Genomic DNA, 26,674 nt, shown 5'->3' on the forward strand with positions numbered 1-26,674 from the left:
ATGAGTAATAGGAAGGGAATAAAACCTCACATTTCAGGCTAGCACATGCTTTGGGTCTTGCGAGTTTTTGTGTCGGGGGGAATAGGTCGTGCTGTTGGAACAAGAACCCCAGTGCCCGAGGTGATCAGGCAAAGGGGTTCAGAAAGGAATGGTTTAAAACCTGTCAGCGATTTTCCAGGCGATTAAAGTCAAACAGGCCGTATTCAATGGGGTGGTTCTGTTCATCCGTGGCGTGAATCTTATCGCTGTGCTGCCAGAAGTTCGGATTGGTACGGCGAATGCCATAGCGGGCCATGAACCGCTGGTAATCCTGTTCGGACTTCAGTTCTTTGGCATCGCGGACCAGCAGGTCCAGCTGGTTTTGTTTGATGTGCCAAAACGCGCCAGGGTAGGCACCAATCAAACCGTTGGTTACGGTGATGGAGTCTTTCTCTGGCAGTCGGTTGGATTCTTCTTTCAGCAGGCTGGTGATGTTGGTGTGGGCATTGTTGTGAAGCACGCTGAACAAATGCAGTTTGCCGTTGGCGTCTTCAATGCTCAGAAAAACCACTTGCGGCAACAGGTTGGCGGTTGTGCCGGTAATGGTGCCCAGCTCTTCAAGCGCGGCGATGTGTTGCTTGCTCAGTCCGGATTCGTCCAGCGAATGGGAGGTCATCAGGACCGGTTGCAAACGGTCTTTGAGCAGTTGCAGCAGTTCTGTTTTCGGCGCATCGGTTTTGTAGTTGATTCTCGAGGCGTCGAAGTAGGCACTGCTGCTTTTCTCGACAAAGTCTCTGGCGCTGGAGCTGGCGCCCTGATACCAGTTGTCCCACTGTTTCTTTTGTTCTTCGGGCGGGAGCAGCGTCAAAAAGTTCATCTCGCTTTCCATCCGCAGGAAGTCCATGTACAAGCGCGTTGTCAGCTGGTGGCCCACATTGCCGTAAACGTCGAAGCCGGCAACCAGCAGGTAATGAATTCTCTCGAGGATGGGGTAGTTAATGATCCAGGCGGTTTTGGGTTCTTTGCCGACCAGCCCTTTGACAACGCTGGCACTGTCAATGTGTCGAAAGACGGTGAGGGCGGCATTGTTGTTGTCGCCATCGCCGTCCCAAACGGTTTGTTCGTTGAGGGCAATGTCATTGACGCTGTAAAAGGCTTTTTGGGCTTCGTGCTGAGCGTCCAGATACTCTTCGTGCAGCGAGGAATATTTAAGCCAGTTGGTGATCGGCAGGATCGTGCTGCCGGCTTCGGTGGGCAGACGCAGGTGTTCGCTCTGTTCGGCCAAAAACGCATTGGATTCAATCGGGTCAATTAAGTCGGGATCAGAAAAGAATACCCAGAATCGATCGTTGATGACGTTTAGCGCAATCTGTCCACGGCACACCGGGCCTTTGATAAAACCCATGATCGTGAACTCGGCTTCATCGAGCATAAAACGATAGCGGGATTTTGTCGGCAATTGCTGGAAAACCATAAACGGGTTGCCAGTCACTTCGGGTTTGTAAGAGGGCAGTGAGGTGACTTCGTAATCCGTGTTGTAAAACCACGCATCCCATTTGGCTTTGCGCTCTGAATTGAGTGCGTAAGGCATATGGGTTTTTGCCAGGCGTGTGGTGGTGACTTTTTGCAAGCGATAGTACACGCGATCCACTTGGGGATCTTCGTACGGGCGGCGTGTGGGTATGACCTGGATGGGTTGTCCCGGCGGTGTGCTGGAGCGAACCAAGTTGAAAAATGTATCTGTCGATAATTCGTCAAAATACAGGTTGGCTAAAAACAGGTGCTCATAGATATAGCGGTTGGTGAGCTGTGCCTTTAGTGAATCCTGATTGAAATAAGATTCCCAGCGCTCGACTTCCTGCTTGAGGTTTGCGGGCAGGGGTGGTTCTTCCGGCATGGGTGCGCCGATGGTCAGCCAGTAGCTGAGTTTGTGCAGCTCGACGGAAGATAACCCCGGCAGGCCGTAGGGCATGCCCCAATTGGGGTTTTCTTTTTTATACGCATTGAACTCTTCCACTTTGGGGCAGGAGTATTCGCGATCAATGTTGACGGTAATGTCTTCGGGGAGCAGGCCTTCTTGTGGAATAGGGTTTTGGGTCTTTAATTCCAGCATTTTGTACATCAGGCTGCCTTCGAGGTTGGCTGCTGGTGTTTGGGCGCGCTCGTTAATCACTGGGTGGAAGCCGGCTTTTCGCCATGCTTCCGTGGTGTGGTGATCAATGAATAACCGGTTGGGTGTGCTCTCTGTCAGGCGCAAGCCATCATAGACCAGCTCTTTGCTGCCGCCACGGTTGAGGCCGGTAGTGGAAGACATTTTTAATTGGCAGGGCGCATCGTAACAACCATGACACACTGTGCAGCGGTGTTCGATGATGGGCTTGATGTTTTTTGTGTAGCTTTGTCCGCGTTGGCTATCGGACGGAACTTGTCGTTCCTGTGGTGTGCTGTGGCCGTATAATTTATCGAGTGGGGCGCTTGAGATACCTGCGCAGCTTGCAAGTATGATGACCAGGGTAATGCTGAAAAAGCTTTTTGAGGGCATGCCTGTCTCTCTGCTGTGCCCATGAACGGGCTGATGGCTTTCAATGCTCAGTATAGTGGCTTTTGGCGATAGGGTGCGACCCCAGTTCTCTATAGCGGTTATTAAAACTCTATAGAGGTTATTAAGACCCTATAATTGTTATTAAAAGAAGAGAGCAGAGCCTTGGGCGAGGTTTATAAACCGTAAATGCAGGAGTGTGATGGTTTAATGAAGCTTTTGTGCAATTTCTAAGCAGGCATCCAGGTAGGCGATGCCTCGTAATTGGCGGATACGCTCTTTCTCTTTTTCAAACCAGCTGGAAGAAAATGCAATCTCTACATAAGGTTTGGATAAATGATCTTCAACGCTGAGTTCGTCTTCAATCAACAGCCAGTGAATGGTCTGATTGTTGATTCGGTATTCCATACCGAGATCCAATAACGATTCTGAAACATTTCTGAGCGCCGGGTCTCGTTTTTCCAGAGCGTAATTGATCACATGAGCCCCGTCGTTTTCCAAAAGATCTTTCGCGGCTGTGCTGCTGGCTGCGCGAACGGCAAGATACTTCTCGGGGGATGACGCTGAATCGTGTTCTTCTATAGAGGCCTCAGGTGTGGGTGTCTCAAATACAGAAGTCTCGAATATAGACGCTTCAGTGGCTGACTTTATTGTTGGCGTTGGCTGCTCTTTGGTTGACGGCTCTTCAAGAGGAGAGGCCGGTACCGTGGTTTCTTGTACTTCTTTTATTTCTTGTGATTCAACCTCTGCCAGCGCATTGAGCATGTCCGCCGTCGCGGGTGTGGCTTTGGTTGTGCTTTCTGATGTCTGACTGACGATGGAATGAGACTTGCTGTTGCGACCTTTCTGGGTAGACGCCGTGCGCTTCCTGGTTTTCGGGCTGTTCTTTTTGGTCTTGGGTGCGGGAATGTCTTCCGGTGAGCCGAAGAGATCCAGATTTTCCTGAAGGACCAGAAGTTCGTTATTGGTTAAAGGTTTGGACATGGACGAAATTATTGCCTGGAAGCTATTCAATGGTCAGCCGCCCGTAAGCGGGGCAGGGATTCTACTGAAAAGGGCGTGCTTCACCAAGAGTTAAAGGCGGCATTTTCCAAGAAAATTGGCTTTCAATGTGTGGCTGTTATTTTGTTTGGTTTCATTGATATCAGATTAGTTACCAAGAATATCGATTCCTTCATTTAACAGCATGCGTGTCAGTTCGATGAGGGGCAGGCCAATCAGGCTGTTGGGGTCATCGCCGCGAATGTATTCAAACAGCGCAATGCCCAGGCCTTCGGATTTGAAGCTGCCGGCGCAGTCGTAGGGCTTTTCCCTGCTCAGATAGGATTCGATTTGCGAGTCGCTCAGTGAGCGGAATTTCACGGTGTAAGTGGCGTTGGCGTACTGCAGTGTTCCAGTTTGACTATTAAAGAGGGCCAGGCCGGTGTGAAAGTGCAGAATGTGTCCGCTGGCGCTTTGCAGCTGGGCTGTGGCAGCCTGATGGTTACCGGGCTTGCCGAGAGGTTTGCCGTGCAGTTCGGCCACCTGATCTGACCCGATGATCAGATGGTTCGGGTAGTCAGCAGCCAGTGCTTTGGCCTTGTTTTCAGACAGCCTTTTAGCCAGATCAGCAGGCGACTCGCCGGTTTGTGGGCTTTCATCGATATCCGGTGAGGCTGTAGAGAAGGAAATTCCAAGCTTTTCAATGAGTTGTCGGCGGTAAGGAGAGCTTGAAGCAAGGACGATAGGCAGCATAATGGCGTCTTTTTAGGGGTTGGATGGCCATTTTAATGGTTTGGGCCTGTTTTTGTGTAAATTCATAAGGTTATGTGTTGATTTTTCTTTGACAGCGGGCAGTGGACTCCCTAAAATTGCGCGCTTATGTCAAGTACCCCCTCAAATACCCAATTGCCGCGTCATATTGACCCGCGGAAATTTGCTCAGCAAGGGCTCGATCTGAGCGGCTTTATTGCCGTCTCCGAACTTACCCGTCTGGCAGAGATCTCGCTCGATAGCAGCGATAAGGTCGAGGTGGAGCTTGAGTTCGGAGTCGATGATGAAAGACATCGTGTCATTGTGGGTCGAGCCAATTGTGCTCTTAAAGTGACCTGCCAGCGATGCCTTGAGCCGGTTGAAGTTGTTCTGGATGCCGAGATTAACTTGGCGATTGTCTGGGATGAAGAGCGGGCGAAGCAGTTGCCTAAAGCGCTGGATCCTTTGATCCTGCCTGAAGGTGCGGCGGATATCTACTCGATTATCGAAGATGAATTACTGCTGAATTTGCCAATGGTGTCCTATCACGACGAGGACTGTATTGAGCAAACCAGTTTTGGTGATGACGAGGTTGAAGCGAAAACCGAATCAACCAAAAACCCGTTTCAAGTGTTGGAACAACTTAAGGGCTCGCCGAAATCCTGAGGCGCCCCGGTTCCGACGAACTTTGAGTAATAGGAGCACAAGATGGCTGTTCAAAAGAGTAAGAAAACCCGTTCAAGACGTGGCATGCGTCGTTCACATGACGCTCTGTCTGGACCGACTTTGTCAGTAGATCCAACCAGCGGTGAGAAGCACCTGCGTCACAACGTGACTGCTGATGGTTTCTACAAAGGCCGTAAAGTAGTAGATACCGGTAGCGACGATTAATTCGGAATCGTTCGTTTGCCGACTCAGCTGACGATTGCAGTTGATCTTATGGGCGGGGACTTAGGTCCCCGTTCTACGTTACCTGCCGCACTAAATTTTGCCCGGGCCAATCCGGCAATAGCCTTGGTGCTGGTGGGTGATGTTTCTGAAATACCTCCCTCGCTTCCTTCCAATGTCCGCAGTCTCGCCTCTACGCAAGTGGTGACGATGGACGACAAACCCGCACAAGCCCTTCGTCACAAGCAGGATTCTTCCATGTGGAAGGCCATCGAACTGGTGTCCACCGGTGAGGCGCACGCCTGTGTCAGTGCCGGCAATACCGGTGCATTGATGGCTATGGGCAAGCTGCTGCTGAAAACCTTTCCGGGGATTGATCGTCCGGCGATCTGCAAGGCCATGCCGACTCAAACCGGGTCGTGTTATGTGTTGGATCTCGGTGCCAATGTGGATTGTACTGCTGAGCAGCTGCTGCAGTTTGGTCTGATGGGCAGTGTTCTGGCTGAGGCTTCTGGGGTGGCGGAACCAACGGTAGGTTTGCTCAATATTGGTTCAGAAGACATCAAAGGCAACGAACAAATTCGACAGGCGTCAACGCTGCTTGAGTCGGCGCCACAACTGAATTACATCGGCTATGTTGAAGGGGATGGCATCTTCGACGGCAAGGCCGATGTGGTGGTGTGCGACGGTTTTGTCGGCAATGTGGCCCTCAAAGTTAGCGAGGGGGCGGCCCGCCTGGTGGTGTCATATTTGAAGAGTGGTTCGCAAGGGGGCTTCATAAGCCGGCTTGTTGGCCAATTTGCCCGTCCCTTTTTGCGACAATGGCATACAAAAATTGACCCTGCCAGCTATAATGGCGCGAGCTTCCTGGGTTTACGTGGCGTTTTGGTCAAAAGTCACGGCTCTGTGGATGCCAAAGGTTTTGCCTACGCGATGGCGGTTGCTAAAGAGCAGGCCGAAAAAAAGACACCTGAAAAAATTCAGGCGCTGCTGGCTGAAAGTCTGGCCTGATCACAGGTTTGTGTCTGGCTGGTTTATTAATTTTAAGATGTGTTGCTGTCTGGTGACACAAAACAGATCACGAGTTCGTCGTGGTATCGATATTTTCATAAAGAGGATTCTGGAGTGAGTGAACAGCTTGCGTTTGTATTTCCTGGGCAGGGCTCTCAGAAGGTAGGCATGCTGGCCGAATTGGCCGAAAGCTACCCGGTGGTTGAGGAGACCTTTGCACAGGCTTCTGGCGTTTTGGGCTATGATTTATGGCAGTTGATCCAGAATGGTCCTCAGGAAGAGCTGAATTTAACCGAGAAAACTCAGCCGATGCTACTGACTGCCAGTGTGGCCATCTGGCGCATCTGGGAGCAGAAGGGCGGTGCCAAGCCTGTATTGATGGCCGGCCACAGTCTGGGTGAGTGGTCTGCGCTGGTGTGCTCCGGTGTGGTTGCGTTTGAGGATGCCGTCAAGCTGGTTCAGCTGCGTGGTAAGTATATGCAACAAGCTGTGCCAGCAGGCGTTGGCGCCATGGCAGCTATCATTGGTCTGGACGATGATGCCATTAACGCAGCCTGTGAGCAGGCTGCAGGTGATGAGGTCGTCGCTGCGGTTAACTTTAACTCTCCGGGTCAGGTGGTTATTGCGGGGCATGCGGGTGCTGTTGAACGTGCCATTGAAGGTTGTAAGGAAGCTGGCGCCAAGCGAGCTATGCCACTGCCGGTGAGCGCACCTTTCCATACGTCGCTGATGCGTCCTGCGGCAGATAATCTGGCCGAGCAAATCATGGCGACCGAATTCTCGGCTCCGACGGTTCCTGTTGTGCATAACGTGAACGCAAAAACCGAAGCCGATCCGGAAAAAATCAAACAGCTCATGATTGAGCAAATATACACGCCGGTTCTGTGGGTAGACTGTACCCGCACTCTGGTTGAGTCTGGCGTGACTCAGGTGGTTGAATGTGGCCCGGGCAAGGTGTTGTCAGGACTGTGTCGTCGCATTGAGAAAAGTCTCTCTACTTTCGCCACTGAAACACCGGCAGACCTGGATAAAGCGCTGGCCGAGCTGTCTTAATAATCATTGTCTTAATAAGAACTGGCTTAATACGAGTTGGCTTAATTCTTGATAGATTAATAATAAGTCGGCGTAGTGCTGCTAAGCTGGCTTATACAGAACAAAGATATAAACCAAAAATAGGGTTTTTATGAGCATAAATGGAAAAGTGGCTCTGGTCACAGGAGCCAGTCGCGGGATTGGTGCGGCAATTGCGGATCATTTGGGTGCAGAAGGTGCTGTTATTGTCGGCACGGCTACCAGTGAGTCTGGCGCAGAAAAAATTACTGCCCGCTTTGCTGAAAAGGGCATTAAAGGTGTCGGCAAGGTGTTGAATGTTACAGACGCCGATTCTGTAGCGAGCCTTTTGAAATCCGTTCAGGAAGAGTTTGGTACGCCAGAAATTCTCGTGAATAATGCAGGCATTACCAAAGACAACCTGCTGATGCGCATGAGTGAGGATGAGTGGTTTGATGTGATCAATACCAATCTCAGTGCCATCTACCGACTCAGCAAGGCTTGCCTGCGTGGCATGATGAAAGCCCGTTGGGGCCGCATTATCAATATCAGCTCGGTTGTGGGCTCAATGGGTAATGCCGGTCAGTCAAACTACGCCGCTACCAAGGCGGGTGTTGCAGGTTTTGCCAGAGCTCTGGCAAAAGAGGTTGGTTCTCGTGGAATTACGGTTAATACCGTAGCACCAGGTTTTATCGACACAGATATGACCAAAGAGTTAAGTGAAGAGCAAAAAGAATTAATGTTGTCGCAAATTGCCCTGGGGCGTTTGGGGCAGCCTGAAGAGATTGCTGCAGTAGTGGGCTTTTTGGCGAGTGACGCCGGAAGCTATATTACGGGCGATACATTGCATGTTAATGGTGGCATGTATATGTCATAACTCTTTGTTTTTGCGAGGTTTTTCTCGAATTAACAAAGAAATTTAACCGGATACGTTACAACTCGGGTAATTCGATGTAGAATGCGCCTTTGTGTTGATCGTACCCATAAAGAGCCGTCATCTGGTGTACAGGAGAACGGTTCAACTGCGAACTATTTATTTCAATTAGGAGTTGAAAACCACTATGAGCAGCATTGAAGAGCGCGTAAAAAAGATCGTTGCTGAGCAACTGGGCGTTAAAGAAGAAGAAGTAAAAAACGAGGCCTCATTCGTTGAAGATCTGGGCGCTGACTCTCTGGATACTGTAGAGCTGGTTATGGCTCTGGAAGAAGAATTCGAAACCGAGATCCCTGACGAAGAAGCTGAAAAGATCACTACCGTTCAGCTGGCGATTGATTACGTAAACGCTAACCTGGGTTAATTTCCGGTTGGTGGCTTTGCGTAAAGCCAATCGTTTCAGTCAGAGCTGAAACGTTTCACGAAAAGCCGTTCTATTGAAAGATAGTGCGGCTTTTCTGTGTTTGCAGCAGTCAAATTTTTGAAGGTATCGAATTTTCTGATGCAGTGTGTATTCTGCATGATTAACGGTGCCCTGAATTTGTTGTTGCGTGCATAATGAATAACAGAAATTATTAGGTTCTCTGGCACTGGGGTGGTGTCAGGTTCCTCGAAAACCCGCTCACTCAGTGCAGGACCGAGGAGCATAAGAGCCGTTTAAGGAGGCAGCGTGTCACGTCGCAGAGTAGTTGTAACAGGTCTTGGAATGGTAACGCCATTGGGCAACGATGTGGCCTCCACCTGGGAGGGAATTCTTGCTGGTCGCAGTGGCGCATGTGCGATCGATAAATTTGATGCATCGGCGTTTTCCACTCAGTTCAGCGCTCCCGTCAAAGATTTCAATGTGGAGCCGTATTTGCCGGTGAAAGATGCCCGCAAAATGGATCCATTCATTCAGTACGGTATGGTGGCCGGTATTCAGGCCATTGAAGATTCCGGGCTGGAAATTACCGAAGAAAATGCTCCGCGCATCGGTGCGGCAATCGGTGCGGGTATTGGTGGTATTGGCTCAATCGAAGAGGGCGCCCACATCATCAACACCAAGGGCCCCCGTCGCATGTCTCCTTTCTTTGTGCCAGGTGCCATCATCAATATGATTGCCGGTAACCTGAGTATTAAGTACGGGTTCAAAGGGCCAAATATTTCGGTGGTTACGGCTTGTACTACCGGTACGCACAACATCGGTCTGGCGGCGCGTATGATTCAACACGGTGAGGCTGATGCCATGATCGCCGGTGGTGCAGAAATGGCCTGTACACCGGTTGGTTTGGGTGGCTTTGCTGCAGCTAGAGCTCTGTCTACCCGCAATGACAATCCTCAGGCTGCCAGCCGTCCATGGGACAAAGACCGTGACGGTTTTGTGTTGGGTGATGGTGCGGGTGTTCTGGTGCTGGAAGAATATGAAAGTGCCAAGGCTCGTGGTGCAAAAATCTATGCAGAGCTGATCGGCTTTGGCATGAGTGGCGATGCCTATCATATGACTTCACCTCCTGAAAACGGTGAAGGTGCTGCTCAGTCCATGCAAAATGCCATCAATGACGCCAAGATTGATGTTTCCAGTATCAATTACATCAATGCTCACGGCACCTCGACACCGGCTGGTGATCTGGCTGAGTGTAAAGCGGTCAAGAGTGTGATGGGATCGGCTGTCGATCAGGTTGCGGTCAGTTCCACCAAGTCCATGATTGGCCATCTGCTTGGAGCGGCAGGCAGTGTTGAGGCGATTTTCTCTGTGCTGGCGATTCGTGATCAGGTGGCTCCGCCTACGATCAACCTGGATAATCCTGACGAAGGCTGTGACATCAACCTGGTGCCACACACCGCTCAGGAAATGAGTATCGATGCAGCCTTGAGCAACTCCTTTGGTTTCGGCGGTACCAACGGTTCTTTGTTGTTCCGCAAGCTCTCCTGATGAGTGAGGGTGCCGGTGGTTTCCACTCCCGGCACCCGATTTCCCAGCCTTCATGTCATCTGTGAACAATCCCGCTATTGATACTGTGTCTGTAAACGGTCAGATGGGCGCCTCCGTGTCTCCGGCAGACCGTGGTCTGGCCTATGGCGATGGTGTGTTTGAAACACTTCGTGTCAGAGACGGTATGGTTCCCCTTTGGCAGTATCATCGCGAGCGATTGATTTCGGGCTGTCAGCGTTTGGGTATTCCGCTCGATGCTTCTCTGATGGAGCTCTGGGTGAATGAGCTGTTAACCGCTCACAAACAGGATGGCCAACTCCACGCTACGTTAAAAATTATCGTGACCCGAGGTGCAGGCGGACGGGGCTATGGTATTGATCCTCATATGCCGCCAACGGTTGTCTGCCAGCTGCATTCCGCTTTGCCCTTAACTGATCATTCCACAGCTTTGTACCTTTGCCAGCAACCATTGGCTCGCAGCACAATGTTGGCAGGGTTAAAACATCTCAACCGTCTCGAAAATGTGTTGCTGAAAGCCGAATGCCAGCAGGCAGGGTTTGATGATGGTCTGGTGACTGACAGTCAGTTTATTATTGAGACGGTCAGCAGCAATGTATTTTTTGAACGTGACGGCGAGCTCTATACCCCTGAATTGAATGAATGCGGTGTCGCCGGTGTCATGCGTCGTTTTATACTGGAAGAGCTGGCTCACGAGTCAGGTATTAAGGTTCATGTAGAACCAATCCATAAAGATCAGCTGCATAGCTTTTCCTCGGCAATTTGTTGTAACAGTTTGCGTGGCATCGTTGTGGTCGAAAAAGTAATGATTAATCGTGACAGGGCATTAGTGAACTTTTCAGACAGCAAGACAATTCATCGCTTGTTAAGCTCACTCAAAGCCAGTCGGTTCTGTATATGATTTCAAAAATTCTGGTTTCCAAGCCATTCCGATTGTTGGTGTTAGTTGGTGTCTCTGTGTGTCTTGCTGCTGGCCTCTTTGGTTGGCATTGGCTTCATGATCCAATGGAGATCCCCGAAGACAAACAGACTCTGGAGTTGTCGCCCGGGGATTCGTTATCGCGAGTCGCCTATCGCCTGCGTGGCGAGATCGGTTTGCAATACCCGCGGTTGTTGATTCTTTATGCCAGGATTGCGAAAACTACGAACATCAAACTGGGTGAATATGAGTTGCCAGCCAGTGTGACGCCCGTGCAATTGTTGCAGCAATTGCATGATGGCCGGGTAAAGCAGAGAACGTTAACGCTGGTGGAAGGCATTACATTTGCGGATGCATTGAAGCTGATTACAGCGAATGAAAATCTGAAAACCACACTGCAAGACGTCGATGTGAGCGCTGTGCGTGCCCGACTGGGTATAGAACAGGACAATCCTGAAGGCTGGTTGTTTCCTGATACCTACGTGTTTACCAAGCACACTACGGATTGGGATTTGATTCAGCAGGCATACCTGCGCATGCAAGAGGTTCTGGCCGAAGAGTGGGAGATGCGTTCCGAGGATTTACCCTATGACAACGCTTACGAAGCGCTGATCATGGCTTCGATCGTTGAAAAGGAAACCGGCGCAGAGCACGAACGTGCAGAGATTGCCGGCGTATTTGTTCGACGACTGAACAAGGGAATGCGCCTGCAGACTGACCCAACGGTAATTTATGGCATGGGCAGCAATTATCAGGGCAACATCCGTCGTAAACACCTGAGAGAGAAAACCCTCTACAACACCTACATGATTAATGGATTGCCACCAACACCGATTGCCTTGCCAGGGCGTGAGGCGATTCATGCGGCGCTTCATCCTGCCGAGGGTAAAAGTTTATACTTTGTCGCCAAAGGTGATGGCACTCACTATTTTTCTGAAACTCTGGCTGAACACACAAATGCCGTGAAGAAATACCAGTTGCAGCGTTCTTCTTCGTACCGCTCCAGTGTTCAGTAACCGTTACTGTCGAAAAGTGACGATTAGCCCGACCCAACAAGTAAGGAATCTCTTTTGACGATTGCACGCGGAAAATTTATTACCCTGGAAGGTACCGAAGGTGTCGGTAAGACCACCAATCGTCAATATATTCAGAATTATCTTGAAGCGAAAGGCATTCCACTTTGCGTTACTCGCGAACCCGGCGGGACTCCTCTGGCTGAGGAGGTGCGTGAATTGCTGTTGTCGAAGCGCGACGAAACCGTCGATGAGCAGGCGGAGTTGTTGCTGGTGTTTGCCGCGAGAGCTCAGCACCTCAATCAGGTGATTGTGCCTGCCCTTGAGCGTGGCGAGTGGGTGTTGTGTGATCGTTTTACCGATGCGACCTATGCTTATCAGGGCGCGGGTCGTGGACTCTCCTTGAGTACCATCGAAACGCTCGAACAGTTGGTGCAAGGCGATCTGCGCCCCGACCTGACCATCGTGCTCGATATTGATGTGGAAACCGGACTGGCCAGAGCGGGACAGCGAGCGGCTCTGGACCGTTTCGAATCCGAAGCCGTTGAGTTCTTCCACCGTGTCAGAGCGGGCTATCAACAGAGAGTGGCGGCCAATCCTTCACAATACGCGGTGGTGGATGCAGGGCAGTCACTGGAGGATGTTCAGCAGGATATCAAATCCGTGTTGGATGGTTTGCTGTCAGCTTCCTGATCCACATCTGTATTGTTCCTTTCGTCTGACTTCCCGAGGCTCATGCTGCGTTTATTAAAATGCCGGCGCCAGGCTGATATCCATTTCCCTCTCTTCGAAAGGGTGTTGAAATTTCAATCTGGTGGCGTGCAGTAACAGCCGTGGTGAAGCCACTCGTACTTCTTCCGGGGCGTAAAACTCGTCCCCTACAATGGGATGTCCCAGTGCCTGCATGTGCACCCGAAGCTGATGAGAGCGACCGGTGACGGGGCGCAGGATGACTCGGGATTGCATTGCCTCTTCATTCCTTTGAATCACCTCAAAGCGGGTCTGTGCCGACTTGCCCGTGTCATGGCATACCATTTGTTTCGGACGATTGGGCCAGTCACAGATCAACGGCAGGTTTATTTCTCCCTGATCTTCTTCCAGTAACCCATCCACCACGGCGATGTATTCCTTGGCAATCTGTCGCGTTTCAAACAATCGCCCAAGAGCCTGAAGTGCCGGCAGGCTTTGGGCAATGATCACCAGTCCTGAGGTGGCCATGTCCAGCCGGTGAACAATACGGCTGTTGGGGTATTCGGGAAGCAGGCGGTTGATCAGGCAATCTTGCTTGTCCGGGCCGCGTCCGGGGACGGTCAGCAAGCCAGGAGGCTTGTTGGCAATCAGAAAATAGTCGTCGTGATAGGCGAGTTCGATGGGAAGAGCGGGAGTCTGGGTCAAAGGAATACTCAATTTCAAGGGACATAAGGGCAGGGGCGGAAATTATCGCAAAAGAAACGCCATATTGTTAAGCTTTGCCGTCAACAGTTTTTAACTGAATCGTCGTCAATAAGTGAGCTGATTGGGTATTAATTGGCAAACTGAACAGTAGTTCCAACTGGATTCCACCTATGAGCAATGAACACGGCTCTTCAAACGGTTCATCCCGAGATGATCTGGCAATTCCCTATGCCTGGCAGATGACGCACTGGCAGCGCCTGTCACAGCAGCATATGGATCAGAAGTTGCCTCACGCGCTGATGCTGTCCGGACACAAGGGCATTGGCAAGTACCATTTTGCCAAGGCGTTGGGGTATTACTTGCTGTGCCTGTCGCCGGTTAATCAGGTACCTTGCGGGCGGTGTAAAGGGTGTGAGTTGAATCTGGCCGAAACCCACCCCGACTTTTTTGTATTGCGCCCTGAGGGCACCAGCCGGGTCATCAAGATCGATCAGGTTCGTCAATTGACCGAATTTTTGGCCAAGACGGCTCAGCAGGGGGGTAAAAAGGTCGCGGTCATTGAGCCGGTAGAGGCACTCAACGTGAATGCGGCCAATGCCCTGCTGAAAAGCCTGGAGGAGCCTTCAGGCAACAGCTCCCTGATTCTGGTGTCTCATGTGCCCAGTCAGGTTATGGCCACCATTCGCAGCCGCTGTCAGCAGATTGCTTTTCAGATCCCAACGTCGGAAGAAAGCCTGGCCTGGTTGACGCCATTGGCTGTGGGGCAGGATCCTGTTTATCTGCTCGGCTGTGCCGGCGGAGCGCCCTTGGCAGCACTCGACCTGCTGAATGGTGATGCACTGGAGCAAAGGCAATCACTGGCCACTGGATTGCTGTCGCTCTCGGACAGCTCTCGTTCAGCCCTGGAGCTCGCGGCCGAATTACAACGGGGAGAGCCCTTGCCGGTGGTGGAATCGCTCATGCAGTGGCTTCAACTGGGGTTAAAGCGCCAGGTGACCGAAGAGGTGTCGGTGGGTAATTCCGTTGAAGACCAGTTGCTGGCGCTTATAGGCACCATCCCCAGTGCTATTGTTTACCGCTTCTGGGATAAAATAGTGGCCGTCAAACGCCAGCTCCTGAGCAGTGCCAACCCCAACAAACAGTTGCTTTTGGAAGAACTGATGATGGATTGGCAGGCGTTGACCCGACAGTCCGTTCAGGTCTCGCAAAGTAGACAGCAAGTGATGAATGGATTACTTTAACCTCTGGTTAAATTTGCAATGTGAGTGAGGATGTATGCAGGGATTGGGAGGAGGTGCCCGCAACGGTATTCTGTCTTTGACGATCAAGGACAAGGCGGTTCTCTATGCGGCCTATATGCCCTTTGTGCAAAATGGCGGATTGTTTATCCCCACCAACAAAAGCTACAGCCTTGGTGACGAGGTTTTTATGCTGCTCAATCTGATGGATGAGCCTGAAAAGATCCCTGTGGCTGGCAAGGTTGTGTGGGTCACCCCGAAGGGAGCACAGGGCAACCGTGCAGCAGGCGTTGGTGTTCAATTCAGCGATCAGGATGACACCGCAGCCAACAAAATTGAGACCTATCTGGCGGGCTCGCTGGAATCGGATCGCCCGACACATACGATGTAGGTATGCATTGGGGCACCACCAGCGTATGGATCAGAACGAGAGGCCAGGGTTTCCTGGCCTTTTTCTTTATGAACGACAGCGTTTGTGTTTTTGGTACTCTTCTTTGTATTTTTGGTACTTTTCAAAGAAGCGTGCACATTTGAAAAAAGATGTAAGAGGTTTTGTATGTTAGTTGATTCCCATTGTCACCTCGACCGCCTGAAATTGAACAAATACGACGGTGAGCTCGATGCAGCTTTACAGGCTGCACGTGATCGTGGCGTCGGGAAAATGCTGTGTGTAGGGATCAGCCTGGATAACCGTCAGGCAGTGACTGAGCTGGCAGAGAAGCACGACGATGTGGTGGCCTCTGTGGGGGTTCATCCTCTGGATGTGGACGCCGGGCTGGCTACCGAGACGCAATTGGTGGAGTGGTCAAAACACCCCAAGGTTGTGGCTCTGGGTGAGACGGGACTCGATTACTACTACAGTGACGAAACCAAAGAGGTTCAAAGTAAAAGCTTTGCCATTCACCTGCGGGCGGCCAGTGAAGCCAAGCTGCCGGTGATTGTCCATACCCGCGATGCACGGCAGGACACACTCGATTTGATTCGCGAGCACGGCAATTCAGAATACGCCGGGGTGTTGCACTGTTTTACCGAGAGCTGGGAAATGGCCTCAGCGGCCATGGACATGAATTATTACATCTCCCTGTCTGGCATTGTGACCTTCAAAAATGCCGAGGAACTGCGCGATGTTGCCCGCAAGATGCCGCTGGATCGCTTGCTGGTGGAAACTGATTCGCCTTATCTGGCACCGATTCCATACCGTGGAAAGCCCAACGAGCCAGCTTTCGTCAGGGAAGTTGCGGAATTTGTCGCTGATCTGAAAGGGATCAGTTACGAAAAGCTGTGCGAAATCACCGGCGAGAACTTCCACAGGCTGTTTTACAAGGCCTGATTTGGCCTTGTGACCCGTTTCTAATCATTGGTGTTATAGTGCCGCGGGAAGGGGGCTGCCGGTATTGTTAGCTTCGGTGGTTGATACTTTGTGACGCGGACTGTTGTTGTTTCTTCCGGTTATCCGGGTTTCTTTCCACAAGCGGCTCGAAAGCGCTTCAACGGACTCGCGCTGAGGGTTCGTTAGCCATTCGACAATAGCCTTGGCGACATCCGGATACTGGCAGTGTGGCGCTGCCGGTGAGTCCAGCCACTTTCTGATACTGTCTGCAGACAGCTGTTGCATACAACTTCCCAAATCCAGTTCTTCGAGGGCGAGGCCATTGGAGAGCTGCTCCATTTGACCGTGGAGTGGTTTCACCAGCAGTCGCTTGCCGAGATGTAAAGCTTCGCTGGCCAATTCGAATCCTGCATTGCATATCACGCCGGAAGAGCGGTACAAATCTTCTTTAAAACCGGTCACGCTCAAAGGGCGCAGGGAGATATTGCCTTCTTCTGTTGGCGCTTTGAATTTTCCGTAATAGACAAACTGTGTATCTGGGAATTGCTTTAACAGAGGGATCACTGCGTCTGGAGATTCGAACCCCAGATACACCAGCACCTGCTCGGCGTTGTCTTCGGGTGGTGTAATGCTGAGATCAATGATCGGCGGCAGAATCGGTTGTCCAAAATGGTGCCAGTGCAGGCCCAGTTGCTGATGCCCCGGTGCAAAGTGTTGGAGAATCTTTTTCGACAACCAGGAGTCGCCTTGCGTGGGGACATCGTACAAAAAGGCGTATTGGTGACCGACACTGATGCAGGGGATACCTTGCTGTTTTGCGGCCCAGGCGGTAATGGGCTCAAAATCGCAAATGACCAGATCGTATGAGCTCAGATCCAGCTCTCGAATGTCCCTGAACAACTGGGTGAAGTTGTTTTGTCGCATTGTGGCCAAAGGCCGCAAACGTCCCTCATGTGAAACGAAACTCAAGCCCCGGCGGCATTCCCAGTCCCCGAAAGGGGTCATGTCGAAATAGTCCTCACGGGCTCGTCCTGAAAACAGGTACTGAACATCTACATTTGCTGCCTGTAAATGGGTGTTCATTGCACGGGCGCGGCTGATGTGACCATTGCCTGTTCCCTGAACACCATAAAATAACTTCATACGACTCCTGCAATCAGATATGTAAAAAAAGCTGCTATATCAAGCAGCCAAGAGGGTGAAACTTACTATTGCAATGCTGGATCCCAGCAGAGCTCCGGCTACGGTATCGGTGGGGAAGTGAACCCCAAGAAGCACTCTGGACACACCCACGGTGCAGGCCCAGGGGTAGAGGGCCCAGCCGATATCCGGTAGAAACAGGTAAACCATGGTCGCAGCCAAAAAAGCGGCTGAAGTGTGTCCGGACGGGAAACTGAATTGATCGCTGGGTTGGACAACGCTCTGGAATCCGGGGATTGCCTGTGGCGGACGGTTGCGACGGAAGTGCGATTTCAGCACAAAGTAGCAGGCACGCTCGGTGACAAACGCCACCAGAACCACCGTAAAAATGTCGTAACTGCCGCTCAGCAGTAAAGCCAGACCGGCAATGGCGTATAGATGTCCATCGGCGGTTTTCGAAATCCATCGGCTAATAGCGGTGAGTTGTTGCAGGTGTCGGCGGCGCAGGCACCAGTCAAAGGTCAGCAGGTCGTAGTTATGGAGGTTTTGTAACAGTTTCATCGTCAGTTACCCCATGTGTCAGAGTTAACCGTCACTGGACGGTCGGGTCTCTCGCCTGATGTTATTGGTTTTAGGAGGCAGGCGTTTAATGTTCTGTACTTTTCTTTCTTTGTATATTTCGTCATCAAATTCAGATTATGTCCCTGTTGTGACAGACAGATGAGGATTGGGTGACAGTTTCGTGTCAATCAGCGGGTATTTCCGTCGCTTTATCGCACTCTTTGTGTGGGGCAATGACGGGTTGTTTGTTAATATTGCGGGCTACAAGGCTTGTGCTGAGCAAGTGTGATCTATCAAATGCGTCGGGGGACGAATGCCTAAAGGTTCTATTCAACAACAATTACTGACCATGCTTGAGCTTCAGGACAGCATGAATACCAAGGTTAATGCTGATTGGCGGAGCCAGAACTTTGAGTGGTACCGTGCCATCTGGATTGAGTGTGGTGAACTGCTGGATCATTACGGCTGGAAATGGTGGAAAAAACAAACGCCCGACGTGGAGCAGGTGCAGCTGGAGCTGATCGATATCTGGCACTTTGGGTTGAGTATCCTTCTGCAGTCCGGGGCTTCACTGAATGACATCACCGAGCAGGTAGAGCAAGAGCTGGTCATCGAGACCGATGAAACCGACTTTCGTCTTGATCTGGAGCGCTTTGCCGCAGACGTGTTAAGTCGCAAGAGCTTTTCGGTGGCTGAATTCGGTCGTCTGATGGCCGGTATCGATATGAGTTTCGATATGCTGTTTAAAGGCTACGTTGGCAAGAACGTTCTCAATTTCTTCCGTCAGGATCATGGTTATCAGGATGGTTCTTACATCAAAATCTGGAACGGAAAAGAGGATAACGAGCATCTGGTCGAGGCCTCTATGGAGCTGGACGCCTCCAGTGACAGCTTCAAAACGGATCTGTACGACGCCTTAAGTGCGCGATATCAAGCGATCAAGGCGTAACTGGATAGGGATTTAATGAGATTGATTATCATTGGTCGATACTTTTTGATGCATTTTTCTGTTGAATCCCTATAATGCACCACCGCCTGATGGGCGTTTTTCGACGCTCGTCCCCACTTTCATAATTAGAGCGTAAACGGAGATTTATCGTGAAAGCACCCGTACGTGTTGCCGTGACTGGCGCAGCCGGTCAAATCAGCTACTCCCTGTTGTTCCGCATCGCCGCTGGCGAAATGCTGGGCAAAGATCAGCCTGTAATCCTGCAAATGCTTGAAATCACTCCAGCTCTGGATGCCCTGAAGGGTGTTGCAATGGAGTTGGATGACTGTGCATTCCCACTACTGGCCGGTCTGGTTTGCACCGATGATCCTAATGTTGCCTTTAAAGATGCTGATTACGCTCTGCTGGTTGGTGCACGTCCTCGCGGTCCTGGTATGGAGCGTAAAGATCTGCTGGAAGCAAACGCTGCGATCTTCTCTGTACAGGGTAAAGCAATCAACGATCACGCTTCACGTGACATCAAGGTTCTGGTTGTTGGTAACCCAGCAAACACCAACGCTCTGATTGCACAGCGCAACGCACCAGACATTAACCCACGTCAGTTCACTGCCATGATGCGTCTGGATCACAACCGCGCCATGAGCCAACTGGCTGAGAAAGCCGGTAAAACCATCAATGACGTACAAAACGTTATTATTTGGGGTAACCACTCTGCGACTCAGTACCCAGACATTCACAACACCAAAGTTGACGGTGCGGATGCCATGAGCCTGATCGACCAGGCTTGGTACGAAAATGACTTCATCCCAACTGTTCAGCAACGTGGTGCAGCTATTATCCAGGCTCGCGGTGCTTCCTCTGCAGCTTCAGCAGCTAACGCCGCAATTTTCCACATGCGCGATTGGGCTCTGGGCACTCCAGAAGGTGACTACGTGACTATGGGTGTTTACTCCGATGGTTCTTACGGCATCGAAGAAGGCCTGATCTACGGCTACCCATGTGTTTGTAAAGATGGCGACTGGGAAATCGTTCAGGGCATCGAGCTGAATGACTTCTCCAAGACCAAGATGCAAGCCACTGAGCAAGAGCTGAAAGAAGAGCGTGATGCCGTAGCAGACCTGCTGCCATAATCCGGTCTTTTACCAGACTCGAAAAGCGCGGTTTTAACCGCGCTTTTTTTTGCCTGATTTTTAAGCGCCTCCGTTTATATTCGGATTTATCCCATAGCTCCTTAAAGGCAAATGCTAGCCTTACTGTGAACTGGCAAGGCTTCATTTGCGTACATCAGTAGGGTAGAGGTGAGTTATGGTTACAATCAGGCAACGCCAGAATGATCAAACCTCCGTGCTGTTACAGCCAAATCACTCATTGTCAGCAGAAATGCAGGCGGTTTTGTCTTTTGGCATTTTGGTGCCTGCCTTGTTTACCAGCCTGATTTTTATGTTTTTGGGAGCCTGGCTGGTGATTCCATTTATTTTGGGCGAGGTCTTGCTGCTGGCAGGCGTGTTGTACTGGGTACGGCTACGCTGCGAGGCTCGCGAGGAATTGTTGATATCGGGCCAGGGTGTGGCTGTTCGCAAGCAGGTTGGCCAGCTCTCACAGGTGTGGTGGTTTGAAAGAGCCCACCTGTCTCTCATGCTGGGACTGGATGAAACCTGTTCCATTCATCACGTTACCTTGTGCGGTGATGGAGGGTTGGTGGAAATTGGAGATTTTCTCAACGAAAAAGACCTGGAGTTGCTTCTGAGTCAGCTGAATCAGCAGGGGCTTCGCACTAAAAGGAACATACAGTGGGGCTTTTTGGCCTGCTGATGTCTCTGGGGAATATCGGGGCAGATACTTCAAAAGACGCAATTAACTTAACTTCAACGAGCAGAAATGGTCTTTACAGGGCAGGGAACGATATACTTGGAACCTGCAAATTCACTTCCAGCAGTAAATTAAGGATAAAGCTTTTCATGGCATACCCCAAAATTGGCAATCTTGCCCCGGCGTTTAACCTTCAGAAACAAGATGGTAGTAAAGTCAGTCTCAAAGATTTTCGCGATAAGAAGAATGTTGTTTTGTATTTTTATCCGAAAGCAATGACGCCTGGATGTACCACTCAGGCTTGTGGCATCAGAGATACAAAAAAAGAGCTGGAAGCATTGGATACAGTCGTTCTTGGAGTAAGCCCAGACCCTTATCCGCGTCTACAGAAGTTTATCGACAAACATGAATTGAATTTCGATCTGTTGTCCGACGAAGATCACGCGATTGCAGACAAATACGGTGTCTGGGGATTGAAAAAATTCATGGGTAAAGAGTTTATGGGGTTGATTCGTACGACCTTCATTATTGGCAAGGATGGCCGACTGAAAGATGTTATGGACAAATTCAAAACCAAATCACATCACGATGATTTGTTGGCTCGCCTGAAAGAGTTGTCCCTCTAGCTTTGAAAAAACGGTTCAAAATTTAAGCGAACCAAATCCTGAGCATTTGGTTCGCTTTCTACTCCTACTTTTTGCTTATTTTCAGGCCTGCCAGCCTTTTATTATCCTAATGGCTTTGATGCCATCAGATACCAGACTCTTACGCCTTGTGGTTAATGCGGCATATCAATAAGACGGCTCTGTTAACGCGGATGAAGTATTGTCACCTAAAGCAACGGCGTGGCGCGTATCTGGCTGGTTTAATTGGTTTATAACGAATAGTTTTGACAATCTTGGAAATAGAGTCAAAAAGAAAGGTTTCGATTTCAGAGTATTTTGACGAAGTATTTCCAGGCCTGCAGGATCCATAAACAATTCAATGAGTAACCACAACAACGGTACGCGAAGACAACTATGGTAGATGATACTGAAATGCTCGTTGCTGAGGGTCGAATCAGCCAAGGCTATTCCTCTAATCAGCTGAATCTGGCCGATAGGTTAAGGTGCCTGCACGAGCTGCTAACCGACAGACACGAAAATTATCATCTGCACTGTAAGGCCTATCTTGATGCCGGACGTGTCATGTTTGACGCAGATGAAGCTTTATTGCTCAGAGTCAGGTTTTTGCAGGATGAAGCCGTTGTCGAAGCGCATAGTGGTTCAAAATTAACCAATCTTGATGCTATTGGTAGTGATGTATCTTGGTGTTCTGAGGTCATAGAGCAAAAAAGGGTCACATTTCAGAGCAATTTTTGTGTGAACTCAGAAGGCGTGACCTATAATGAGTTCGTCATTCGGGGATATTTATGTGCCCCGGTCTTTGTAACTGGCCAATTATTTGGGGTTCTCTGTTTTTTGCGGGGGACATCAGAGAAAAGTGGTTTTACAGATGAAGATATCGAAACGATTGAATTAATGGCAAAAGGAGTGGCCAAAATGATTGAACTTCAGCGGGTTCAGCCCGTAGATCAAGAAAAACTGCGTGCAGGCTTTGCTACGGAAGGCGTCAGAACATTTGAAGAATATGTCCAGCTTGCGCGTTTACCCGAAGTTTACGGGGTTCCCGGACGAGTCGTTGACGTTCTGCAAAAGCGAATTGGCAAGTGCTCCTTGTCTATCGATTTTATTGCAGAAGAAATGAATCTCTCGAAAAGAACGCTCCAGAGACGGTTGCAGCAACAGAACATCAGCTTTGCTCAGTTGCGCGATCAGGTTCGCTTTCATCATGCGATCACTTATCTGGTAGAGCAAACCATGAGCATTGATAGCATCTCTGCGTCACTGGATTTCTCTGACCGAACCAGTTTTACCAATGCGTTCAAGCGCTGGACAGGCCTGTCTCCCAGCACTTTCCGCAAGCTGTTTCGGGATTACGCATAATCGGGATAGTCGACGACAATTGTCTGGTCGATAAATAGCTCATCAATTTACGCAATGTTGATTGCCTGCTTCTGGCAAAAGCGGTAGAGTTTCAGCCTTTGGGTTAGATACTTTCCAGTAGCTTTTAGCAAGTAACAACGAGGAATTTTGATGAGCTTTTTCATCCCCGCCGCGATGGCGCAAGCACAAGCACCCGCCCCACAGGGTAATCCAATGATTACTCTGGTCATGTTTGGCGGTCTGTTTATCTTTATGTATTTCTTTATGATTCGCCCTCAGCGCAAGCGCCAGAAGGAGCATCAGGATCTGGTGTCTGGTCTGAGCAAAGGGGATGAAGTCGTCATGAACAGCGGTATGCTGGGTAAAATTACCAAAGTTGACGAAAACTACATGATTCTTGAAACTGGTAACAGTGTAGAGCTGAAGTTTCAAAAGTCAGCGGTTCATGCAGTTTTGCCAAAAGGCACTATCAAGTCGATCTAATGAAGATTTGAACACAAAAAAGGCAGCCACAAGGCTGCCTTTTTTGTGCGTGTCAGGATACTGTCAGATATTCACAATGCGATAAAAAGGTGGGTCTCATGCTGTCTTTTCCTCCTCGTCTGAATCTCGCTCAAACTCCTACCCCGATGCAGCGACTTGCACGTGTTTCTGATGAGCTGGGGGTCAACATATGGATGAAGCGAGATGATTTAACCGGTTGTACCCTCAGCGGCAACAAGGTACGTAAGCTGGAATTCACCCTGGCTGAAGCTCTGTCTCAAGGGTGTGACAGCATTGTCACTTGTGGCGGCCTGCAATCCAATCACTGCCGGGCCACGGCTTTGTTGGGGGCACAGTTGGGATTGAAAGTTGTACTGGTGCTCCGAGGGGAAACAGAAGAGGCTGCCGATGGCAACCTGTTGCTGGACTATCTGGCTGGTGCAGAAGTCAGGCAGTATCCGGTACGACAGTTTACCCAGTCCTTGCCGGATCTGTTGGAACAGGCTGCGGAAAGCCTCAGGGCTGAGGGGCGTAAACCGTTTGTCATTCCTACCGGAGCCAGTGATGGCATTGGTATCTGGGGGTATATTGCAGCGACCAAAGAGTTAGGCGCGGATTTTAGCCGCGAGCGCATCGTTCCAAGCCATATAGTCATGGCAACCGGCTCTGGTGGCACCCAGGCTGGTCTGACTTTGGGGGCGTATCTTCAGGGATGGAAAACTCAGGTCATTGGCATGGCGGTGTGCGACGATGAGCATTATTTTCAACAAAAGGTCAGAGCCGATATGCTCGATTGGCAGCAGCGTTATGAGTCTCTGATGGGGGGCAAAGCAAAAGCCGCTGAGGACTGTAATATTCTTGTTAATGACCGCTATATTGGTCCCGGTTATGCCAGGGCTGATAAGGCCGTGTTTGAGACGATCCGTTGGCTTGCGAGGACGGAAGGCGTTGTGCTTGATCCTGTGTATACCGGCAAGGCATTTCACGGCTTGTTGGAAGAAGTCAGGGCTGGTCGCATGGCAGATGCCAAAGACATTGTTTTTGTTCACACTGGTGGCGTGTTTGGTAATTTTCCTCAGCGTGAAGAGTTTGGTTTTTAGGTTTAATATCATGGACTTAGACATGAGAGGTAATACTTGCCACAATAATTGCCTGCTCAAGTGCTCGGTGTGAAAACGGATTAAGGGGAGGGGATCTGTATGGTGAGTGTAAGCGATCGAAAGCTGGTTCTGGCCATTTCATCCAGGGCGTTATTTGACCTTGGAGACAGCCATACAGTCTTTGAAAAGGAGGGGTTGGAAGCCTATTCTCGATACCAGATCGAACATGAAAACGATGTGCTTAAGCCTGGCGATGCATTTTTTGTGGTTCAAAAGTTGCTGAGATTGAATGAGCAGCTACCTGGCGAGCCCCGGGTGGAAGTTATTCTGCTTTCCCGGAACAGCGCTGATACCGGACTCAGGGTGTTTAATTCCATTGAACATTATGGCCTGAACATCTCCCGGGCTGCATTCTGTGGGGGAGAAAGCCCATATCGCTATGTGTCGGCATTTGGGTGTCACTTGTTCCTTTCTACCGATGCCGATGACGTCCGTCACGCGCTTGATCATGGAATTGCTGCTGCGACCTTGATGGCTTCCTCATCTCAAACAGAACACGGTGATCAGCTCAGGTTCGCGTTTGATGGTGATGCGGTCCTTTTTTCTGACGAGTCCGAACGTATATTCAAGCAGCAGGGCCTGAAAGCTTTTGCCGAGAGTGAAAAGGCCGCAGCCATGAAACCTCTATCGGGCGGTCCGTTTAAAGCTTTCCTGTCGGCGCTGCAAAGTCTGCAGAAAGAGTTTGGCGACGAGGAAACTCCAATCCGTACGGCTCTTGTTACCGCCCGCTCAGCCCCTGCTCATGAGCGTGTGATACGTACTCTCAGAGCCTGGGATGTGCGTATTGATGAGTCTTTGTTTCTTGGCGGGATGGATAAGGGGGCGTTTTTAAAGGCCTATGGAGCCGATGTCTTCTTTGACGACCAGAAAACCCACTGCGATTCCGCCAGAACCCATGTGGCCACGGGTCATGTACCCCACGGAATTGCTAATGAGTTAATGAAAGAAGGGGATTAGTCGTTCTGATCATTTTATGCCTAAACAAGGTATGAGACGTCACTTTGGCAGCTTTTTTACGCTGCCAATGGCTTCATTTCTGTTTTTGCACCCATCCTATCCGCTATAGACTGCTATTCTTCATGTTAACAGGGACTAACTGATTTATTGTCGTCTCACTGACGGGTAGCGGTAGCATGATTCGAAAGATTGTATTTGCCACGGATCTTGGACCTTTTTCTGCTCATGCCATGGAGCATGCACTCGATCTTGCAGCAAGGCTGGAGGCTAAGGTTATTGTTGTTCATGCCGTCGAGCCACTCAACAGTTATGCGCAGGCGGTGGTCGCCAGCTATATTGGTGCGGTAGATCGCGGCGCGCCAGCGAGTGATCTTACAGCTTTTTCAGCCGGTCAGGCGCATTATCCCTTTCCCGCAGAATGTCGGCTTTTGCAATCCATCAAGACTCGTATACTGGCCTCTCTCAAGTTTGAGCGCAGTCAGTCGGCGCCCAATTATGACTGCTTTGAAGATGTCTCTGTGGTTCAGGGAAAACCGGCGGAAGTGGTACTCAGTGAAGCTAAAAGGTTGGATGCCGATTTGATAGTAATGGGCAGCCATGGGCCGGAATCCATGGGCAATAATGTCCTGGGGTCCGTCACTTCCCGTGTCTTACAGCTCTCCAAGGTGCCTGTGTATATGGTGCCAATGATCAGCCCCAGAAGCTGGTATAAAGTGGCTTCCAGAGCTCGCTAGACTGCCGGACGCTTAAAAGGCGGCAAATTTAATCCCCAAACCCATAAGAATAAATGCCAAAACAGGTTGTAAGACGTGATTTGGAAGTTTTGCACCTATTTTTGTCCCCAGACTGACAGCGGGCAAGGATCCCATTAGCAGGCAGGCCAGAAGGACAAAATCCACATTACCCAAAAAGAGCATATGCCCAAGTCCTGCTACCAGGGTGAGGGGGACTGCGTGCGCAATATCCGTTCCGACTATGTGACGGGCCTGAAGTGCAGGGTAGAGTATCATCAAAATTGCCGTGCCAATTGCGCCGGCTCCGACGGAGCTAAGAGTCACAAACACCCCCAAAAACACGCCCATCACAACCGTTACGGGGGTGGCGTGGTTTTGCAGCCAATGACCGGCCCCAGACGCCGAAGAGGGCTGCAAGCGGGATTTGAACAGCAAAACCAGCGATGTGATCAGCAGCATGATGCCCAGACTGGTGGTCAGTAACTCCTTGTATTCGTCCGCGTGGGTAAAAACAGTCCTCAAAAGCAGGGTCGTAATGATGGCGGCAGGAATACTGCCGGCCCCAAGAGCCGCTACGATCCGCCAGTTGATGTGCTTTTCTCTCTGGTGAGAGATGACACCGCCAGCTTTGGTAATGGACGCATACAGCAGGTCAGTACCGATCGCGACATGGTATGGAAACCCAAAGAGAATCAGCAGGGGGGTCATGAGGGAGCCGCCGCCAACCCCGGTAACCCCAACGGCCAGACCTACTGCGGCTCCTGCAAAGATATAAAGTAAGATTTCCATGACTATATAGGCTATGGTTATTGGAAAGAGGCTGGCTATAAGCAATAAAGAAATTTAGGCTGGTAAATATACGGATTAGTTACTATTCTGGAAAAGAATATTTTTTTATATTTTTATAATCAATTCTCAGTATCAGGCCATTTGGAGGGC

General features: G+C 50.3%; 29 protein-coding genes. 22 read left to right on the forward strand and 7 right to left on the reverse strand.

Annotation, left to right across the window (positions count from 1 at the left end; genetic code table 11):
- Positions 1 to 163: 163 nt before the first annotated feature.
- The 3 genes from KOI40_RS11455 to KOI40_RS11465 all read right to left on the reverse strand — a co-directional run bounded on the left by KOI40_RS11455 (position 164) and on the right by KOI40_RS11465 (position 4,252).
- Positions 164 to 2,521 (reverse strand): fatty acid cis/trans isomerase, encoded by a 2,358-nt coding sequence (locus tag KOI40_RS11455; protein WP_216097664.1) that lies wholly within the window; start codon positions 2,519 to 2,521, stop codon positions 164 to 166.
- A 204-nt stretch (positions 2,522 to 2,725) separates the two neighbouring features.
- Positions 2,726 to 3,502 carry a hypothetical protein gene (locus KOI40_RS11460; RefSeq protein WP_216097665.1) on the reverse strand — a complete coding sequence of 259 codons (777 nt, stop codon included), beginning with the start codon at positions 3,500 to 3,502 and terminating at the stop codon, positions 2,726 to 2,728.
- A 165-nt stretch (positions 3,503 to 3,667) separates the two neighbouring features.
- Entirely contained in the window at positions 3,668 to 4,252 is a 585-nt protein-coding gene (locus tag KOI40_RS11465; protein ID WP_216097666.1) for a Maf family protein, read from the reverse strand.
- Between the two features lie 126 nt (positions 4,253 to 4,378).
- Between KOI40_RS11465 and KOI40_RS11470 the strand changes: the two genes are divergently transcribed.
- The 10 genes from KOI40_RS11470 to tmk all read left to right on the forward strand — a co-directional run bounded on the left by KOI40_RS11470 (position 4,379) and on the right by tmk (position 12,687).
- The gene (locus KOI40_RS11470) at positions 4,379 to 4,915 is read left to right on the forward strand and encodes a YceD family protein (protein WP_216097667.1); all 537 of its coding nucleotides are present in this window, start codon (positions 4,379 to 4,381) and stop codon (positions 4,913 to 4,915) included.
- A gap of 42 nt (positions 4,916 to 4,957) precedes the next feature.
- On the forward strand, positions 4,958 to 5,140 hold the full coding sequence (rpmF, locus tag KOI40_RS11475; protein WP_167183736.1) for a 50S ribosomal protein L32: 183 nt from the start codon (positions 4,958 to 4,960) through the stop codon (positions 5,138 to 5,140).
- A 15-nt stretch (positions 5,141 to 5,155) separates the two neighbouring features.
- Positions 5,156 to 6,148: a phosphate acyltransferase PlsX gene (plsX, locus tag KOI40_RS11480; protein WP_216097668.1), complete on the forward strand. Its 993-nt coding sequence runs from the start codon at positions 5,156 to 5,158 to the stop codon at positions 6,146 to 6,148.
- A 114-nt stretch (positions 6,149 to 6,262) separates the two neighbouring features.
- Positions 6,263 to 7,201 (forward strand): ACP S-malonyltransferase, encoded by a 939-nt coding sequence (fabD, locus tag KOI40_RS11485; protein ID WP_216097669.1) that lies wholly within the window; start codon positions 6,263 to 6,265, stop codon positions 7,199 to 7,201.
- A gap of 130 nt (positions 7,202 to 7,331) precedes the next feature.
- Positions 7,332 to 8,075, forward strand: a complete 744-nt coding sequence (gene fabG / locus KOI40_RS11490; protein WP_216097670.1) for a 3-oxoacyl-ACP reductase FabG — start codon at positions 7,332 to 7,334, stop codon at positions 8,073 to 8,075.
- Positions 8,076 to 8,259: 184 nt separating this feature from the next.
- On the forward strand, positions 8,260 to 8,496 hold the full coding sequence (gene acpP / locus KOI40_RS11495) for an acyl carrier protein (protein WP_166993717.1): 237 nt from the start codon (positions 8,260 to 8,262) through the stop codon (positions 8,494 to 8,496).
- Positions 8,497 to 8,802: 306 nt separating this feature from the next.
- The gene (gene fabF, locus KOI40_RS11500) at positions 8,803 to 10,044 is read left to right on the forward strand and encodes a beta-ketoacyl-ACP synthase II (protein WP_216097671.1); all 1,242 of its coding nucleotides are present in this window, start codon (positions 8,803 to 8,805) and stop codon (positions 10,042 to 10,044) included.
- Between the two features lie 52 nt (positions 10,045 to 10,096).
- On the forward strand, positions 10,097 to 10,963 hold the full coding sequence (gene pabC / locus KOI40_RS11505; RefSeq protein WP_216097672.1) for an aminodeoxychorismate lyase: 867 nt from the start codon (positions 10,097 to 10,099) through the stop codon (positions 10,961 to 10,963).
- Positions 10,960 to 11,997: an endolytic transglycosylase MltG gene (mltG, locus tag KOI40_RS11510; protein ID WP_216097673.1), complete on the forward strand. Its 1,038-nt coding sequence runs from the start codon at positions 10,960 to 10,962 to the stop codon at positions 11,995 to 11,997. Before pabC ends, mltG begins: the two co-directional genes overlap by 4 nt.
- 60 nt (positions 11,998 to 12,057) lie before the next feature.
- The gene (gene tmk / locus KOI40_RS11515; RefSeq protein WP_369413181.1) at positions 12,058 to 12,687 is read left to right on the forward strand and encodes a dTMP kinase; all 630 of its coding nucleotides are present in this window, start codon (positions 12,058 to 12,060) and stop codon (positions 12,685 to 12,687) included.
- 54 nt (positions 12,688 to 12,741) lie between these two features.
- Here the strand turns inward: tmk and KOI40_RS11520 are convergent, their stop codons facing one another.
- Positions 12,742 to 13,389 (reverse strand): RluA family pseudouridine synthase, encoded by a 648-nt coding sequence (locus tag KOI40_RS11520; RefSeq protein ID WP_233710216.1) that lies wholly within the window; start codon positions 13,387 to 13,389, stop codon positions 12,742 to 12,744.
- A gap of 170 nt (positions 13,390 to 13,559) precedes the next feature.
- Between KOI40_RS11520 and KOI40_RS11525 the strand changes: the two genes are divergently transcribed.
- The 3 genes from KOI40_RS11525 (at position 13,560) to KOI40_RS11535 (ending at position 15,957) form a co-directional block, all read left to right on the forward strand.
- On the forward strand, positions 13,560 to 14,630 hold the full coding sequence (locus tag KOI40_RS11525) for a DNA polymerase III subunit delta' (protein ID WP_216097675.1): 1,071 nt from the start codon (positions 13,560 to 13,562) through the stop codon (positions 14,628 to 14,630).
- A 34-nt stretch (positions 14,631 to 14,664) separates the two neighbouring features.
- Complete coding sequence (locus KOI40_RS11530) at positions 14,665 to 15,018, forward strand: PilZ domain-containing protein (protein ID WP_216097676.1); 354 nt, start codon at positions 14,665 to 14,667, stop codon at positions 15,016 to 15,018.
- Positions 15,019 to 15,183: 165 nt separating this feature from the next.
- On the forward strand, positions 15,184 to 15,957 hold the full coding sequence (locus KOI40_RS11535; protein ID WP_216097677.1) for a TatD family hydrolase: 774 nt from the start codon (positions 15,184 to 15,186) through the stop codon (positions 15,955 to 15,957).
- 33 nt (positions 15,958 to 15,990) lie between these two features.
- On the opposite strand, the gene KOI40_RS11540 is transcribed toward KOI40_RS11535, so the two are convergent.
- The gene (locus tag KOI40_RS11540) at positions 15,991 to 17,100 is read right to left on the reverse strand and encodes an MJ1255/VC2487 family glycosyltransferase (protein WP_216097678.1); all 1,110 of its coding nucleotides are present in this window, start codon (positions 17,098 to 17,100) and stop codon (positions 15,991 to 15,993) included.
- A 39-nt stretch (positions 17,101 to 17,139) separates the two neighbouring features.
- Positions 17,140 to 17,658 (reverse strand): phosphatase PAP2 family protein, encoded by a 519-nt coding sequence (locus KOI40_RS11545; protein ID WP_216097679.1) that lies wholly within the window; start codon positions 17,656 to 17,658, stop codon positions 17,140 to 17,142.
- A gap of 313 nt (positions 17,659 to 17,971) precedes the next feature.
- Between KOI40_RS11545 and KOI40_RS11550 the strand changes: the two genes are divergently transcribed.
- The 9 genes from KOI40_RS11550 (at position 17,972) to KOI40_RS11590 (ending at position 25,735) form a co-directional block, all read left to right on the forward strand.
- A complete protein-coding gene (locus tag KOI40_RS11550) occupies positions 17,972 to 18,607 on the forward strand; it encodes a dUTP diphosphatase (protein ID WP_233710217.1) in 636 nt (211 codons plus the stop codon).
- A gap of 149 nt (positions 18,608 to 18,756) precedes the next feature.
- The gene (locus KOI40_RS11555; protein WP_216097680.1) at positions 18,757 to 19,737 is read left to right on the forward strand and encodes a malate dehydrogenase; all 981 of its coding nucleotides are present in this window, start codon (positions 18,757 to 18,759) and stop codon (positions 19,735 to 19,737) included.
- Between the two features lie 175 nt (positions 19,738 to 19,912).
- A complete protein-coding gene (locus KOI40_RS11560) occupies positions 19,913 to 20,419 on the forward strand; it encodes a DUF2244 domain-containing protein (protein WP_216097681.1) in 507 nt (168 codons plus the stop codon).
- A gap of 146 nt (positions 20,420 to 20,565) precedes the next feature.
- Entirely contained in the window at positions 20,566 to 21,042 is a 477-nt protein-coding gene (gene bcp / locus KOI40_RS11565) for a thioredoxin-dependent thiol peroxidase (RefSeq protein ID WP_216097780.1), read from the forward strand.
- 561 nt (positions 21,043 to 21,603) lie between these two features.
- Positions 21,604 to 22,401, forward strand: coding sequence for a helix-turn-helix domain-containing protein (locus KOI40_RS11570; RefSeq protein WP_216097682.1), 798 nt, complete (start codon positions 21,604 to 21,606; stop codon positions 22,399 to 22,401).
- A gap of 150 nt (positions 22,402 to 22,551) precedes the next feature.
- Complete coding sequence (gene yajC / locus KOI40_RS11575; RefSeq protein ID WP_216097683.1) at positions 22,552 to 22,884, forward strand: preprotein translocase subunit YajC; 333 nt, start codon at positions 22,552 to 22,554, stop codon at positions 22,882 to 22,884.
- 98 nt (positions 22,885 to 22,982) lie between these two features.
- Positions 22,983 to 23,984 carry a D-cysteine desulfhydrase family protein gene (locus tag KOI40_RS11580; RefSeq protein WP_216097684.1) on the forward strand — a complete coding sequence of 334 codons (1,002 nt, stop codon included), beginning with the start codon at positions 22,983 to 22,985 and terminating at the stop codon, positions 23,982 to 23,984.
- 99 nt (positions 23,985 to 24,083) lie between these two features.
- Positions 24,084 to 25,001 carry a 5'-nucleotidase gene (locus KOI40_RS11585; protein WP_216097685.1) on the forward strand — a complete coding sequence of 306 codons (918 nt, stop codon included), beginning with the start codon at positions 24,084 to 24,086 and terminating at the stop codon, positions 24,999 to 25,001.
- A gap of 176 nt (positions 25,002 to 25,177) precedes the next feature.
- Positions 25,178 to 25,735, forward strand: a complete 558-nt coding sequence (locus KOI40_RS11590; RefSeq protein ID WP_216097686.1) for a universal stress protein — start codon at positions 25,178 to 25,180, stop codon at positions 25,733 to 25,735.
- Between the two features lie 12 nt (positions 25,736 to 25,747).
- On the opposite strand, the gene KOI40_RS11595 is transcribed toward KOI40_RS11590, so the two are convergent.
- Positions 25,748 to 26,524: a sulfite exporter TauE/SafE family protein gene (locus KOI40_RS11595; RefSeq protein ID WP_216097687.1), complete on the reverse strand. Its 777-nt coding sequence runs from the start codon at positions 26,522 to 26,524 to the stop codon at positions 25,748 to 25,750.
- Positions 26,525 to 26,674 lie beyond the last annotated feature (150 nt).

It is taken from the genome of Pseudomaricurvus albidus (assembly GCF_018863235.1).
In the GTDB taxonomy this organism is placed as follows: Bacteria; Pseudomonadota; Gammaproteobacteria; order Pseudomonadales; family Cellvibrionaceae; genus Pseudomaricurvus; species Pseudomaricurvus albidus.

What these genes read in the sequence shown, in the direction of transcription:
- KOI40_RS11455 (WP_216097664.1), bottom strand. Translation starts at nt 2,521, where the DNA reads ATGCCCTCAAAAAGCTTTTTCAGCATTACCCTGGTCATCATACTTGCA.
- KOI40_RS11460 (WP_216097665.1), bottom strand. Translation starts at nt 3,502, where the DNA reads ATGTCCAAACCTTTAACCAATAACGAACTTCTGGTCCTTCAGGAAAAT.
- KOI40_RS11465 (WP_216097666.1), bottom strand. Translation starts at nt 4,252, where the DNA reads ATGCTGCCTATCGTCCTTGCTTCAAGCTCTCCTTACCGCCGACAACTC.
- KOI40_RS11470 (WP_216097667.1), top strand. Translation starts at nt 4,379, where the DNA reads ATGTCAAGTACCCCCTCAAATACCCAATTGCCGCGTCATATTGACCCG.
- rpmF (WP_167183736.1), top strand. Translation starts at nt 4,958, where the DNA reads ATGGCTGTTCAAAAGAGTAAGAAAACCCGTTCAAGACGTGGCATGCGT.
- fabG (WP_216097670.1), top strand. Translation starts at nt 7,332, where the DNA reads ATGAGCATAAATGGAAAAGTGGCTCTGGTCACAGGAGCCAGTCGCGGG.
- acpP (WP_166993717.1), top strand. Translation starts at nt 8,260, where the DNA reads ATGAGCAGCATTGAAGAGCGCGTAAAAAAGATCGTTGCTGAGCAACTG.
- pabC (WP_216097672.1), top strand. Translation starts at nt 10,097, where the DNA reads ATGTCATCTGTGAACAATCCCGCTATTGATACTGTGTCTGTAAACGGT.
- mltG (WP_216097673.1), top strand. Translation starts at nt 10,960, where the DNA reads ATGATTTCAAAAATTCTGGTTTCCAAGCCATTCCGATTGTTGGTGTTA.
- KOI40_RS11525 (WP_216097675.1), top strand. Translation starts at nt 13,560, where the DNA reads ATGAGCAATGAACACGGCTCTTCAAACGGTTCATCCCGAGATGATCTG.
- KOI40_RS11530 (WP_216097676.1), top strand. Translation starts at nt 14,665, where the DNA reads ATGCAGGGATTGGGAGGAGGTGCCCGCAACGGTATTCTGTCTTTGACG.
- KOI40_RS11535 (WP_216097677.1), top strand. Translation starts at nt 15,184, where the DNA reads ATGTTAGTTGATTCCCATTGTCACCTCGACCGCCTGAAATTGAACAAA.
- KOI40_RS11540 (WP_216097678.1), bottom strand. Translation starts at nt 17,100, where the DNA reads ATGAAGTTATTTTATGGTGTTCAGGGAACAGGCAATGGTCACATCAGC.
- KOI40_RS11545 (WP_216097679.1), bottom strand. Translation starts at nt 17,658, where the DNA reads ATGAAACTGTTACAAAACCTCCATAACTACGACCTGCTGACCTTTGAC.
- KOI40_RS11550 (WP_233710217.1), top strand. Translation starts at nt 17,972, where the DNA reads ATGCCTAAAGGTTCTATTCAACAACAATTACTGACCATGCTTGAGCTT.
- KOI40_RS11560 (WP_216097681.1), top strand. Translation starts at nt 19,913, where the DNA reads ATGGTTACAATCAGGCAACGCCAGAATGATCAAACCTCCGTGCTGTTA.
- bcp (WP_216097780.1), top strand. Translation starts at nt 20,566, where the DNA reads ATGGCATACCCCAAAATTGGCAATCTTGCCCCGGCGTTTAACCTTCAG.
- KOI40_RS11570 (WP_216097682.1), top strand. Translation starts at nt 21,604, where the DNA reads ATGTTTGACGCAGATGAAGCTTTATTGCTCAGAGTCAGGTTTTTGCAG.
- yajC (WP_216097683.1), top strand. Translation starts at nt 22,552, where the DNA reads ATGAGCTTTTTCATCCCCGCCGCGATGGCGCAAGCACAAGCACCCGCC.
- KOI40_RS11580 (WP_216097684.1), top strand. Translation starts at nt 22,983, where the DNA reads ATGCTGTCTTTTCCTCCTCGTCTGAATCTCGCTCAAACTCCTACCCCG.
- KOI40_RS11585 (WP_216097685.1), top strand. Translation starts at nt 24,084, where the DNA reads ATGGTGAGTGTAAGCGATCGAAAGCTGGTTCTGGCCATTTCATCCAGG.
- KOI40_RS11590 (WP_216097686.1), top strand. Translation starts at nt 25,178, where the DNA reads ATGATTCGAAAGATTGTATTTGCCACGGATCTTGGACCTTTTTCTGCT.
- KOI40_RS11595 (WP_216097687.1), bottom strand. Translation starts at nt 26,524, where the DNA reads ATGGAAATCTTACTTTATATCTTTGCAGGAGCCGCAGTAGGTCTGGCC.